General features: G+C 66.1%; 11 protein-coding genes. 8 read left to right on the top strand and 3 right to left on the bottom strand.

Features of this window, described 5'->3' with window-relative positions:
* Positions 1-237: 237 nt before the first annotated feature.
* The gene (locus I6N91_RS15680; RefSeq protein WP_198814094.1) at positions 238-1,308 is read right to left on the bottom strand and encodes an alkene reductase; all 1,071 of its coding nucleotides are present in this window, start codon (positions 1,306-1,308) and stop codon (positions 238-240) included.
* A 281-nt stretch (positions 1,309-1,589) separates the two neighbouring features.
* Positions 1,590-2,612, bottom strand: coding sequence for a CE1758 family FMN-dependent luciferase-like monooxygenase (locus I6N91_RS15675; protein WP_198814093.1), 1,023 nt, complete (start codon positions 2,610-2,612; stop codon positions 1,590-1,592).
* A 210-nt stretch (positions 2,613-2,822) separates the two neighbouring features.
* Here I6N91_RS15675 and I6N91_RS15670 point away from each other — a divergent pair, with 210 nt between their 5' ends.
* From I6N91_RS15670 to I6N91_RS15640, 7 genes are all read left to right on the top strand, one after another.
* Complete coding sequence (locus tag I6N91_RS15670) at positions 2,823-3,440, top strand: FMN reductase (RefSeq protein WP_198814092.1); 618 nt, start codon at positions 2,823-2,825, stop codon at positions 3,438-3,440.
* A 46-nt stretch (positions 3,441-3,486) separates the two neighbouring features.
* Entirely contained in the window at positions 3,487-5,196 is a 1,710-nt protein-coding gene (locus tag I6N91_RS15665) for an MFS transporter (RefSeq protein ID WP_307843390.1), read from the top strand.
* Positions 5,197-5,418: 222 nt separating this feature from the next.
* On the top strand, positions 5,419-7,311 hold the full coding sequence (locus I6N91_RS15660; RefSeq protein ID WP_198814091.1) for an amidohydrolase: 1,893 nt from the start codon (positions 5,419-5,421) through the stop codon (positions 7,309-7,311).
* Positions 7,312-7,389: 78 nt separating this feature from the next.
* The gene (locus I6N91_RS15655; RefSeq protein WP_198814090.1) at positions 7,390-8,055 is read left to right on the top strand and encodes a hydrolase; all 666 of its coding nucleotides are present in this window, start codon (positions 7,390-7,392) and stop codon (positions 8,053-8,055) included.
* Positions 8,056-8,208: 153 nt separating this feature from the next.
* On the top strand, positions 8,209-8,727 hold the full coding sequence (locus tag I6N91_RS15650) for a DoxX family protein (RefSeq protein WP_198814089.1): 519 nt from the start codon (positions 8,209-8,211) through the stop codon (positions 8,725-8,727).
* Between the two features lies 1 nt (position 8,728).
* Positions 8,729-9,919: an MFS transporter gene (locus tag I6N91_RS15645; protein WP_198814088.1), complete on the top strand. Its 1,191-nt coding sequence runs from the start codon at positions 8,729-8,731 to the stop codon at positions 9,917-9,919.
* 69 nt (positions 9,920-9,988) lie between these two features.
* Complete coding sequence (locus tag I6N91_RS15640; protein WP_198814086.1) at positions 9,989-11,071, top strand: CE1758 family FMN-dependent luciferase-like monooxygenase; 1,083 nt, start codon at positions 9,989-9,991, stop codon at positions 11,069-11,071.
* Between the two features lie 119 nt (positions 11,072-11,190).
* On the opposite strand, the gene I6N91_RS15635 is transcribed toward I6N91_RS15640, so the two are convergent.
* A complete protein-coding gene (locus tag I6N91_RS15635) occupies positions 11,191-11,562 on the bottom strand; it encodes a hypothetical protein (RefSeq protein WP_198814084.1) in 372 nt (123 codons plus the stop codon).
* A 205-nt stretch (positions 11,563-11,767) separates the two neighbouring features.
* Here I6N91_RS15635 and I6N91_RS15630 point away from each other — a divergent pair, with 205 nt between their 5' ends.
* Positions 11,768-12,172: a YkvA family protein gene (locus tag I6N91_RS15630; protein ID WP_198814082.1), complete on the top strand. Its 405-nt coding sequence runs from the start codon at positions 11,768-11,770 to the stop codon at positions 12,170-12,172.
* The last annotated feature ends 62 nt before the right edge of the window (positions 12,173-12,234 follow it).

Genomic DNA, 12,234 nt, shown 5'->3' with positions numbered 1-12,234 from the left:
CCGGGCCACCCGCACCCAAGCGGGTCAACCCTAGCATTCCCCCGGGCGGGGTGCCCGGACGGCGGAGGCCGTCGAGGGCAGGACCTGGCCGCCAAGGCGCTAGCCGCCCAGGGGTCCCGGGAACGATGCCCTGCTGGAGGACCGACGGGTGAAGACCAACGGGTGGAGAGGCCGAAGCCCCTCCACCCATCGATGCGCATCCACCGGCACCCCCGCGCCTGTGAGTCCGCTTTGGGATTACTTGCCGACTGGTTCCAGCACGGGGTAGTCGGTGTAACCGGCGGCACCGCCACCGTAGTACGTTGCCGGGTTGCCCTCATTGAGCTCAGCACCCGTCCGAAGGCGCTCGACGACATCCGGATTGGCAAGGGCCCAGGAAGCAATCGGGGCGATGTCGGCCAGCCCGGCCTCAACGTCAACTGCCACGTCTTCACGGGCCCGTCCGGCACGCAGCACCAGCAGCGTATTGGGGAAGGCGGCCCGGATGTCACGCAGCAGGTCCTCATCGCCGATGTGCAGCACGTGCACGTAGGCCAGGTCGAGCTTGGCCAGTTCACCGACGAGGTAACGGTAGAGATCGGCCGACTCGGGGCCCTCATCCAGTCCACCAAGGGTCAGGCCCGGGGAGAGGCGGATGCCGGTGCGCTCGGCGCCGATCTCCTCGGCAACGCCGCGGGCGACCTCGAGGGCAAAGCGGGCGCGGTTCTCAATCGATCCCCCGTACTGATCCGTGCGCACATTCGCGTTGGGGGCGAAGAACTGCTGCAGGAGGTATCCGTTGGCACCATGGAGTTCGACGCCGTCGGCCCCGGCACGGATGGCGGCCGCGGCCGCGGTGCGGAAGTCCTGCACTGTGGCGGCAATTTCCTCAACGCTCAGCTCCCGGGGCGTGGGGATGTCCTGCGCTCCGGTCCGAGTGAACATCGGAACGCCCGGAGCGATGGCCGACGGGGCCACCGCGGTGCGGTGGTGGGGGGTGTTGTCGGGGTGTGACATCCGCCCGGCGTGCATCAGCTGCAGAAACATCGAGGCGCCGGCTTCGTGCACGGCGGTGGTCACTTCACGCCAGCCCTCAACGTGGGCGTCGGTGTAGATGCCTGGGGTGTTCAGGTAGCCCTGGCCGTCATCCGAAGGCTGGACACCTTCCGTGATCAGCAGGCCCAGGGAGGCCCGCTGGGTGTAGTACTCGGCCGTCAGCGGCCCGGGCGTGCCGTCGTCGATCGCCCGGCTGCGGGTCATCGGAGCCATCGCGAGGCGGTGGTTCAGCGAGATGTTGCCGAAGGAGATGGGATCCCAGAGGCTCGTCATGATATTTGTCCAATCATTAGGTGTCGGTGCTGCGGAGTTTGCGGCCCTTAGGCCGCTGGGGCGGTGGATCGAGGGCGGCGGCTTCCATTTAGGTTGCCGACCACATGTATAGCGGATAAGGTTTCGGAGATATTCCCAGGCCTGCGGGGCCGGGAATGGCTTCGAGTCGGAGTGTGCCGGTGATTGTTTACGTTGCCAGCCACATGTATAGCGGATCTGGTGTGCGGATTATTCCCCAACCAGGTCGAAGACCAGAACTTGCGGCCACAGCATCAACGCCTTCAGGCCGCGCCCGAGGTGAGCTCCTTCCGGAGCTCGGGTACCACGTACTCCCCGAGCAGGTCGATCTGCTCAAGGGTGGTCTCCAGCGGCACTCCCCCGATTTCCAGGGCGAACAGGATGCGCTGGAAATTTCCGGCGTAGTTCCGGAAAGACAGAGTCTTCTCGATCACCTGCTGGGGACTGCCGGCGATGGTTGGGGTCTGCGCCATGTAGTCCCCCATGGCCGAGCCCCCCGGGAACATTGGGGCATTGTCGAAGTAGGGCTGGAAGTCCCGGACGGCGTCCTGGGAGTTCTTCCGGATGAACGCGTGCGCTCCAAGGCCCACGATGGCCTGGTCTGCACGTCCATGCCCGTAGTGCTCGAACCGTTCGCGGTACAGGCCGACCATCCGGGCAGTGTGCTGCGGCGGGCCGAAGATGTGGTTCGCAAAGAAGCCATCGCCGTAGTAGGCGGCCTGCTCGGCTATCTCGGGAGTCTTCACCGAGCCGTGCCAGACAAAGGGTGCGGCACCGCCCAACGGGCGGGGAGTGGAGGTGAAGTTCTGCAGCGGCGTGCGGTACTTTCCACTCCAGGTCACCCGGTCCTCATCCCACAGCCTCCGCAGCAGCGCATAGTTTTCGATCGCCAGGTCGACACCCTTGCGTGAATCCTTGCCGAACCACCCATAGACGGGCCCGCTGTTACCGCGGCCGAGCATCAGGTCGAGGCGGCCGTCGGCAAGGTGCTGGAGCATGGCGTAATCCTCGGCGACCTTCACAGGATCGTTGGTGGTGATCAGGGTGGTCGAGGTGGACAGGTGGAGGGTACTGGTCTTGGCGGCGATATAGCTCAAGAGCGTCGTGGGCGACGAGGTGACATACGGCGGAATGTGGTGTTCACCGGTCGCAAACACATCGAGGCCTGCCTGCTCCGCACGGAGCGCTATCTCAACCGTTCCCTTAATGCGTTCACGCTCCGTCGGAGGCCTGCCCGTTGCGGGATCCGCCGTGCGGTCGCCGACGCTGAAAATACCGATCTGCATGATTCCTCCATCTAGTGGGCGCCGACACCGGGGCCGTTGCCGGGTGTTGGGCGTTTCTGGTTCCGAATTTAGGTTGCCAACCACACAACTGCCGGACGTGCCCGGCTATTCCCCCGTCCACCGGCGGCATGCCGGGGAATGGAACCGTTGCGGGGCCGGTTGTAGATATGTGCCCGGCAACATAAAAGATTGAGGTAAAGGAGAGTTCGAATGACTACGCAAAGAATCCTGGCAGTGTCCGCAGGCCTGGGGGTTCCGTCCTCCAGCCGGATGCTCGCCGATCAACTGGCCGATGCGGTTCGGGCGGAATTGGCATCCCCCAACCTGCCCGTGGAAGTCGAAGCGGTGGAACTGCGGGACTACGCCGTGGACATCGCCAACAACTTTCTCACCGGCTTTCCCGCGCCTGCGCTAGCCTCTGTCGTCGATCGTCTGACCCGCGCCGACGCCCTTCTCGTTGTCAGTCCTGTCTTTTCCGGCTCCTACAGCGGCCTGCTGAAGTCGTTCTTCGATGTATTGGACCCCGCTGCACTGGAGGGGATGCCGGTGTTGATGGGCGCCACCGGTGGGAGCGCCCGCCATGCCCTGATGCTCGAGCACGCGATGCGCCCCCTGTTCACTTACCTCCGGGCGGTCGTCGTCCCCACCGGCGTATACGCCTCCCCCGAGGACTGGGGCTCCGGCGAGGCGTCAATTCAACCCTTGGAACAGCGGATCCACCGCGCAGCCCGGGAGCTCGGCGGAGTACTCCGCAATTCTCCACGCACTTTTCGGACCGGCCAGGACCCGGTTCCATTCCAAGAACTCCTCGATCGGGCCGCCGGCTGATCGGCTCGCCCCCAACGCGCACCCCACTCCCATCTAAGGCAGCACCATGACACCTCCCCCAGCTCCCTCCCCCACCCCGCCGCCGCAGGCAGGTGCCGCAATGTCCCAGCGGCAGGTCCTGCAGGCGCTCACCGGCCTGTTCGCCGGACTCTTCACGGCGATCCTCAGCAGCACCATCGTGGCCAACGCTCTCCCGGCCATCATTGCGGACCTCAACGGCTCACAGACCGACTTCGCATGGGTCATCACCGCCGCCCTGCTCGCCGGCGCGGTGACCACTCCTCTCTGGGGAAAGCTGGCGGACCTGTTCGACAAGAAGCTCCTGGTGCAGCTGAGCATCGTCGTTTTCGTGGCGGGCTCGGTGCTTGCGGGATTCGCGTCGACCATCCCGGTCCTGCTGGCGGGCCGCGCCATCCAGGGTATAGCGATGGGCGGTCTGACCGCCGTGTCGATGGCGATCATCGGCGCCATGGTCTCGCCCAGGGAACGGGGACGCTATTCGGGGTACCTCGGCGGGGTCATCGCCGCCGCGACTGCGGCCGGGCCGCTGCTGGGCGGCGTTATCGTGGACTCGCCCCTGGGCTGGCGCTGGACCTTCTTCATCGTCGTGCCGTTGGCAGTGACCGCCCTCTTCCTGCTCCAGCTGACGCTTCGGCTCTCCTCCACCGCCCGCCGGGTCACGATTGACTGGCTTGGCTCGATCCTCCTGACGGCGGGAGTGAGCACCCTGCTGATCTGGGTCTCCTTCGTCGGCAAGGAGAACACCTTCGGGTGGGTCTCCTGGCAGAGCGGGCTGATGGTCGGCGGCAGCATCCTGCTCCTGGGCCTGCTGGTCCTCGTGGAGTCGAAGGCCGCCGAGCCGGTGATCCCCCTGAAGATCATCACCGAGCGCACCACCGCCCTGGCAATCATCGCCTCCCTCGCCGTGGGAGTCGCTCTGTTCGCTTCAACGACCTACCTGGGCCAGTACTACCAGGTGGCACGCGGCTTCACCGCTACCGACGCCGGCCTGCTGACGCTCCCCATGATCGCCGGCAACCTGATCGGTTCGGTCACCTCGGGGCAGCTGATCACCCGCTTCGGGCGGTGGAAGCGCTTCCTTGTCGGCGGGTCGGTCCTGCTGATCCTCGGGCTCGCCCTCGCGGGCACCATCGACGAGCTCACCAGCCTCTGGTTCGTCGGAAGCTTCATCTTCCTCTTCGGGCTGGGCCTCGGAATGCTGATGCAGAACCTCGTGCTCGCCGTGCAGAATACGGTGTCACTGAAGGATGTAGGCTCCGCCAGCGCATCGGTGGCGTTCTTCCGCACCATCGGTGGCGCTGCCGGCGTCGCCGCTCTGGGGGCCGTCCTCGGCAACTCGACAGCGGCGCGGACGGCGGAAGGCCTCCGGGCTGCCGGACTCCCCTCCGATCCCTCCGGAGCAGCCGGCGGTTCGCCCGATCCGGCCGGACTGCCCGCACCGGTGGGCGACATCATTCGGGCCGCCTATGGGGAAAGCACTGCCCTGATCTTCCTGATCACCGCCGCCATCGCTGTCCTAGCCCTGCTCAGCGTGCTGTTCATTCGGGAAACCTCGCTGCGATCCACCGTTGACATTCAGGCTCCGGCCGCCGCACCCCCGGCAGCACCAGATCCCTCCGCACGGGACGCGGATCCGTCAGGACCGGCCACTGATGCCTCCGCACCGGACACGGACCCCTCGGACGGCCGAGTAAGGCAGGTCACTTCTGGGCCGCGGTCCAAACCGATCGGCTAAGCGGAGCCGTTTCCTCCAGAAGACGCAGTCGGGCTCCCCGGCTGCGTCTTTTTTCTGCCCGGACCCGCTCGGAAGCCGTGCCCGATCGACCGGCGTCCCGCCCGTTTGCGGGCAAACATCTTCCGTGGAAATAAATTATATGGAAGCGAAGTTGTACACACCGCACCCGGACCGCCACGGTCCGAGCGAACACGTTAGTAAGTCGATTGGAGGTGGGCAGATATGCCCACAATGCCTGTAGCCGGGATCGCCCCCCGTGCAGATGCGGTCGAACCCGCTGATCTCATTGTTCGAAACGGCAAGATCTTCACCGGTGATCCGGCACGCCGGCAGGCGACCGCCGTCGCCATCCGGAATGGAAAGGTCACGGTCGTCGGGGACGATGCCGATATCGCCAAGGTTGCCGGGCCGAACACCAAGGTCGTTGACGCTCAGAACCGCCGGGTCGTTCCCGGACTCAACGATTCCCACCTCCACGTCATCCGAGGTGGACTCAACTACGTCCTCGAGCTGCGCTGGGACGGAGTGCCCACCTTGAAGCTGGCGATGCAGATGCTCCGCGAGCAGGCGGCCCGCACTCCGAAGGGCCAGTGGGTCCGCGTGGTTGGCGGTTTCACGAAGGAGCAGTTCGCCGAGAAGCGCCTTCCCACCCTCGCCGAGCTCAACGCGGCAGCCCCCGACACCCCGGTGTTCATCCTCAACCTCTACTCCTCCGCGCTGCTGAACCGCGCCGCGGTTCTGGCCGCGGGCTATTCCAGGGAGACGCCCGACTTCAAGGGCGGCCAGATCGTCCGCGGGCGGGACGGCGAGCCCACAGGACTCCTCCTCGCCGCTCCAAGCGCACTGGTGCTCTACTCGACCCTGGCCAAGGCTCCGCTGCTGCCCCCCGAGGAACGCAAGGATTCGACCCGCCAGTACCTGCGGGAACTGAACCGGTTCGGCCTGACCTCCGCCATCGACGCGGCCGGTGGGTTCCAAAACTTCCCTGATAACTACCGGACGGTGATGGACCTGGCGAACGAGGGCAAGCTGTCCCTCCGCATCGCCTACCACCTCTTCCCGCAGGTCGCCGGACAGGAAGTCGACGATCTCCGCCGCTGGACCGAGACGGTCCGCCCCGGCGACGGCGACGAGTGGCTCCGCCTCAACGGCGCCGGTGAGAACCTCACCTGGGCCGCCGGCGACTTCGAGAACTTCACCGAACCGCGTCCCGAGCTCTCACCCGACTACGAGGTTGAGTTCGAGAAGGCCGTCCGCCTCATGATGGAGAACGGCTGGGGCTTCCGCCTCCACGCCACCTACAACGAGACCATCGAGCGGGACCTCGCGGTCTTCGAAAAGCTTGCCGCCGAGGGCTTGTTCCCCGGCGGCAACCGGTGGATCTTCGACCACGCCGAGACGATCAGCGGCCGAAGCCTCGACCGGGTCGCGGCCCTCGGCGGAGCGCTCTCCATCCAGAACCGCATGTCCTTCCAGGGTGAGGCCTTCGTCCAGCGCTACGGCGCCGGCGCGGCAGCCGAAGCCCCGCCGATCCGCAAGATGCTCGACCGCGGACTCGTCGTCGGCGCAGGAACCGACGCCACCCGCGTCTCCTCCTACAACCCCTGGGTTGCCCTGCACTGGCTGGTTTCCGGACGGACGGTCGGGGACACCCTCATCTACCCGCCCGAGAACCGTGTGAGCCGCGAGCAGGCACTCGAAATGTTCACTGTCGCCGGTGCCAAGCTCACGGGCGAGGACAACGTGAAGGGCGTCCTGCGGGAAGGCTTCTACGGAGACCTCTCGATCCTCTCGGACGACTTCTTCGCCGTCGAGGAGCGGGATATTCCGCACATCGAGTCCCTGTTCACCGTCGTCGGCGGCCGGATCGTGTACGCGGCCGGAGACTACGAGGGCCAGGACGAGGAAATGCCCAGGGTGTCCCCGCTGTGGAGCCCGGTGGCCCACTACGGCGGATACCAGGCGACCCCCAAGCCCTCGATGGCCGGAGGCCGCCAGGCCGAACTGCTCGCCCAGGCGGCAGCCGAGTCCGAGCAGCAGAGGCAGTGGCGCGCGGCCCGGTACGGCACCACCCTCACCATTGCCGACAACGCGTTCGAAACGCACGCGCACTAAGCCCCCATGAATAAGAAAAGTCTGTACGAAATCATTCGCACGGCATTCAGCAGGAACCAGCACAAAGGAAAAGAAGAAATGACCACCATCGATTTCGCCAACGTCACCGCCACCCCCAGTGACGACCTGCTCACGCCGGACAACAGCGTGTTCCTCTTCGTTGACCACCAGCCCCAGATGTTCTTCGGCGTCGGCAGCGGAGACCGCACCTCGATCATCAACGCCACCGTCGGCCTTGCCAAGTCCGCCAAGGCCTTCAACGTGCCCACGATCCTGACCACCGTGGCCGCGCAGTCCTTCTCCGGCAACATCCTGCCGGACCTGGCCGCGGTGTTCCCGGACCAGGAGATCATCGACCGTTCCAGCATGAACGCCTGGGAAGACGAGCGCGTCGTCGAGGCCATCAAGGCCACCGGCCGCACCAAGATCGTCCTGTCGGGCCTGTGGACCGAGGTTTGCCTCGTCCTCCCCGCGCTCTCCGCGCTGGGCCAGGGCTACGAGGTCTACGTCGTCTCCGACGCCTCCGGCGGAGTCACCAAGGAAGCCCACGACAACGCCATGGAGCGCATGACCCGCGCCGGCGCCGTCCCCGTGACATGGATCCAGGTCCTGCTCGAACTCCAGCGCGACTGGGCCCGCAGCGAGACCTACATCCCCGTCACCGAGGTCGTCAAGGCCCACGGCGGAACCTACGGCCTGGGCATGCACTACGCCGGTGACTTCATCGGCGGAAACGCCGGCTAAACAGCCCCCCGGCTGAGAGTCATCCAGCTGGAAGGCCACCTGATCGACGATTCACCCGACGAAAGCAGCACGGCTGACCGGCCCAGTGGCCGGTCAGCCGAAGCACGACGACCACCCCAGGTAATTAGGTAAGACGACGAAAGAGACCGGATCATGAATGCCGATATTGGAATCCTGCTGCTGCGCGTGGTGATCGGACTGTTGATCGCCGCCCACGGGCTGCAGAAGATTTCCTTCCGGCTGGGAGGCTCAGGACTTCAAGGCGGCATCCGCGAGTTCCGCGCCGATGGATTCCGCGGCGGTGCCTCTACGGCACTCGCCGCGGGCCTAGGCCAGCTCGGGTCCGGCCTCTTTCTCGCTTCCGGTCTCCTTACCCCGCTTGCGGGCATGGCGGCCATTGGGGTGATGACCGTCGCGCTGACGGTCAAAGCCGCCAACGGCCTATGGGTCCAACACGACGGATATGAGTACCCGCTGGTGCTCATCACCATTGCCGGCGCGCTCAGCCTCACCGGTCCGGGCGCCCTCTCCGTGGATGCCCTCCTGGGCATTGACCTCCTGCCCCTCTGGGTAGGCATCCTCACAACTCTTGTAGGTGCAGCCTCCGGTCTCATCGTTCGAGTCCTGCTCCACACCGCACCAGTAAACCGACCCGACCAAAGGCACATCTGACATGGCCCGGCTACCCCAGACCAAACACCCAGCCTCATTCGCAATCATCGCCGCGACCTTCGCCCTGATGACCACCGGCGGAACCCTGCCCATCCCCCTCTATACCCTGTGGGGCGATGAGTTCGGGTTCGGCGCCGGGACGACTACCTCGGTCTTCGCCGTCTACGTCCTGGGCACGCTTCTCGCACTGATCTTCTTCGGGGGCCTCTCCGACCAGGTGGGCCGCAGGCCGCTGGCCTTCGCCGCCCTGGCGCTGACCCTCGCCTCCACCCTGTTCTTCCTCTTCGCCGGGAACGTGCCGATGCTCCTTGCCGGCCGGTTCCTCAGCGGATTCGGTGTGGGACTGATGACTTCCGCCGCGACGGCCGCCCTGGCCGAGCTGTACCGCGGGAAGAACAAGGCGTTCCCCTCGATGATCTCGACCGCCGCCAATATGGGCGGCCTAGGCCTTGGCCCGCTCGTCGCGGGTGTCTTCGCCCAGTACCTGCCGGCACCGACGGCCCTGATCTTCATCGTCTTCGGCGCACTTGTGGCCCTGGTGTTCCTGCTGACGTTCTTCGTTCCCGAAACCCATCCGCGCACGGCCGGCAAGATCAACTGGGCGCCGCGGGTCGGAGTGCCCCGCTCCGCGCGGGGAATCTACGGCAGGTCGGCGGTCGCCGTCATTCCGACGTTCACCCTGCTGGGCCTGTTCTCGAGCCTGACCCCGCGCTTCATCTCGCAGACCCTCGACGTGCACAACCTCGCGATCGCCGGGCTTGCGACCTTCATCCTCTTTGAGATCGGCGTGATCGCCCAGCTCGTGTTCCGCGGAAAGGATCCCCGGTGGTCAATCCTCCGCGGGCTTCCCCTGCTGATCGCGGCCCTCGCCCTCGTGCTCACCGGGTTCCTCACCGGAAACCTCGGAGTGTTCGGGCTTGGCACGGTCATCGGCGGGTTCGGCGCCGGCCTCACCTTCATGGGAGGCCTGGGCCAGCTCGCGCGCGCTGTACCGCACGAGAGCCACGCCAAGAGTGTCGCGGCCTACTTCATCGCCGCCCAGAGCGGCCTGGCCATCCCGGTCCTCTCGATCGGCGCCCTCACCGGCCCCCTTGGGCTCACTACGGGAACCACTCTCGTGATCGCCGTCGTGATGGCCCTGGCCGCCGCGGCCTGGCTCGTCAACCGCCGGTCACCGCGCGGAACCGCCTGAACCCTCCGGCGCCCGCGCCGCACAGAAACCACCCCCTCAGAAACCAGCACCACCCTTTGGAGAAAAATCATGGAAATCGGCGTTTTCACAGTCAGTGATGTCACCCGCAACCCGCTTACCGGCAAGACCCCCGCCGAGGGCGAGCGCATCAAGGCAGCCGTCGCCATCGCCAAGAAGGTCGAAGAGATCGGCATGGACGTCTATGCCACCGGCGAGCACCACAACCCGCCCTTCTACGCCAGCTCCCCGACGACGATTCTCGGCTACATCGCCGCCCAGACCGAGCGGATCAAGCTCTCGACGTCCACCACGCTGATCACCACGAACGACCCGGTGAAGATCGCCGAGGACTTCGCCACCCTGCAGCACCTGGCCGACGGCCGGGTCGACCTGATCCTTGGGCGCGGCAACACGGGGCCGGTCTACCCCTGGTTCGGGAAGAACCAGCAGGACAGCGTCGAGCTCACCATTGAGAATTACAACCTGCTGCGCCAGCTGTGGGACAACGACGTCGTGAACTGGGAGGGCAAGTTCCGCACCCCGCTGCGCAACTTCACCTCAACCCCGCGCCCGCTCGACGGCGTGGCCCCCTTCGTCTGGCACGGTTCCATTCGCACCCCGGAGGTCGCCGAGATCGCCGCCTACTTCGGCGACGGGTTCTTCGCGAACAACATCTTCTGGCCCAAGGAGCACTACCAGCAGCTGATCGGGCTCTACCGTGAGCGTTACGCCCACTACGGCCACGGCGCCGCCGACCAGGCGATCGTGGGCCTCGGTGGCCAGTTCTTCATGGCCCGGAGGTCCCAGGACGCGATCAAGGAGTTCCGCCCGTTCTTCGACAACGCCCCGGTCTACGGCCACGGTCCGCGGATGGAGGACTTCATGGCCCAGACTCCGCTGACGGTCGGCAGCCCGCAGGAGGTCATCGAAAAGACTCTCTCGTTCCAGGAATACTTCGGCGACTACCAGCGCCAGCTGTTCCTCATCGACCACGCGGGCCTGCCGCTGAAGACGGTGCTGAACCAGCTCGACCTCTTCGGCGAACTTGTCCTCCCCGAACTGCGGGCGGAGTTCGCCAAGCGCCGCCCCGCGCACGTCCCCGACAAGCCGGTCCACACGACCCGCAAGCCCGGCTCCGTCACGGCCGCCTGAGGCGGGGCGCAGATACGCACCCGTGGACCTGCGGGCGCCGATGCGCCCGGCAACGAGGCACAAGCCCCGGTGGAAGAACTCCTTCCACCGGGGCTTGTGGCGTTTACTGGGGCCGGCGGCTAGGCCGGCGGACCGTACACCGGAGGTACCGATTCCAGGAGCATCGGAAGCTGGCTGGCGATGAAGGCGTAGATGAGGAACATATAGATCGTCCAGAGGACCCAGTAGCCGACGGCCGTCCAGGCGAGGATCTTGCCCGCGGTGGAGGGTTCGCCCAACCGCTCGGCCCTGCCCGCCTGGATCAGGGCCAGGGGCACAAAGACGATGGGAAGGAAGAAGCTCAGGAACCCGAAGGCCAGGGAGAGCTGCATGTGTTTCTTGCCGGCCAGCGAGTCCGCCGGCGTACCTGCCCCGCGGTAGAACTGGGCTCCGCCGCCGAAGGGCTGCTCGCTGGGATACGCGGGCCTGCTCTGGTGCGCATACTGGGACATCGGAGAAATTCCTTCCAGGGAAAAGCGGTTGAGGTGCTGCACCTCGCGAATAGAACTGCGAACCGGCCCGAGTCCGCGTGGAAGGTTCCCCCATCGATGCGATCTGTGTAAGGCGGCATGAGAACTATAGCCCGCAGATTCACCAGTGGGAAGATACGCATGTTGCATTTGAGGCAGCAGGGATTTATCCCCCGACAGGAGGTTCATGGACGGAACGGTTGTCCTTGGCTGGTTGGCTGGGGCGCTCGGGATCTACGCGCTGCTGCTCCTCGGCCTTGCCGTGTATGCCCGGGCCCACCCCGAGGCCCTCACCATGACCGACGCCCTGCGGTTCCTGCCCGACCTGCTCCGCCTGCTGCGGCGCCTCGCCGCCGACCGGGCGGTCCCCGCCGGCGTGCGCGCGGCGCTCCTGCTGCTCCTTGCGTATCTGCTGCTCCCGATCGACCTGGTTCCGGATTTCCTCCCCGTCATCGGCTATGCCGACGACGTCCTCCTGGTCGCCTTCGTCCTTCGGCTGACCGTCCGCCGCGCCGGCGCCGGGGCCGTTGAGCGCCACTGGCCTGGGAGCCCCCAGGGCCTTGCGGTCCTCCTTCGGCTGGCCGGCCTCTGAGTGGCCCGGCGACACGAAACGTAACCCGGGCGCACGGCCGGGCCCGCACCAGGCGTAGTCTC

Source organism: Arthrobacter sp. MSA 4-2 (genome assembly GCF_016405885.1).
Lineage (GTDB): Bacteria > Actinomycetota > Actinomycetes > Actinomycetales > Micrococcaceae > Arthrobacter_D.
Note: the sequence above shows the minus strand (reverse complement) of the source record. Positions and strands in the feature narration are given on the sequence as shown.

Excerpts from the sequence above, each read along its gene's own strand:
- I6N91_RS15635 (WP_198814084.1), bottom strand. The coding sequence starts at position 11,562 with ATGTCCCAGTATGCGCACCAGAGCAGGCCCGCGTATCCCAGCGAGCAG.
- I6N91_RS15680 (WP_198814094.1), bottom strand. The coding sequence starts at position 1,308 with ATGACGAGCCTCTGGGATCCCATCTCCTTCGGCAACATCTCGCTGAAC.
- I6N91_RS15660 (WP_198814091.1), top strand. The coding sequence starts at position 5,419 with ATGCCCACAATGCCTGTAGCCGGGATCGCCCCCCGTGCAGATGCGGTC.
- I6N91_RS15650 (WP_198814089.1), top strand. The coding sequence starts at position 8,209 with ATGAATGCCGATATTGGAATCCTGCTGCTGCGCGTGGTGATCGGACTG.
- I6N91_RS15655 (WP_198814090.1), top strand. The coding sequence starts at position 7,390 with ATGACCACCATCGATTTCGCCAACGTCACCGCCACCCCCAGTGACGAC.
- I6N91_RS15630 (WP_198814082.1), top strand. The coding sequence starts at position 11,768 with ATGGACGGAACGGTTGTCCTTGGCTGGTTGGCTGGGGCGCTCGGGATC.
- I6N91_RS15670 (WP_198814092.1), top strand. The coding sequence starts at position 2,823 with ATGACTACGCAAAGAATCCTGGCAGTGTCCGCAGGCCTGGGGGTTCCG.
- I6N91_RS15640 (WP_198814086.1), top strand. The coding sequence starts at position 9,989 with ATGGAAATCGGCGTTTTCACAGTCAGTGATGTCACCCGCAACCCGCTT.
- I6N91_RS15675 (WP_198814093.1), bottom strand. The coding sequence starts at position 2,612 with ATGCAGATCGGTATTTTCAGCGTCGGCGACCGCACGGCGGATCCCGCA.
- I6N91_RS15665 (WP_307843390.1), top strand. The coding sequence starts at position 3,487 with ATGACACCTCCCCCAGCTCCCTCCCCCACCCCGCCGCCGCAGGCAGGT.
- I6N91_RS15645 (WP_198814088.1), top strand. The coding sequence starts at position 8,729 with ATGGCCCGGCTACCCCAGACCAAACACCCAGCCTCATTCGCAATCATC.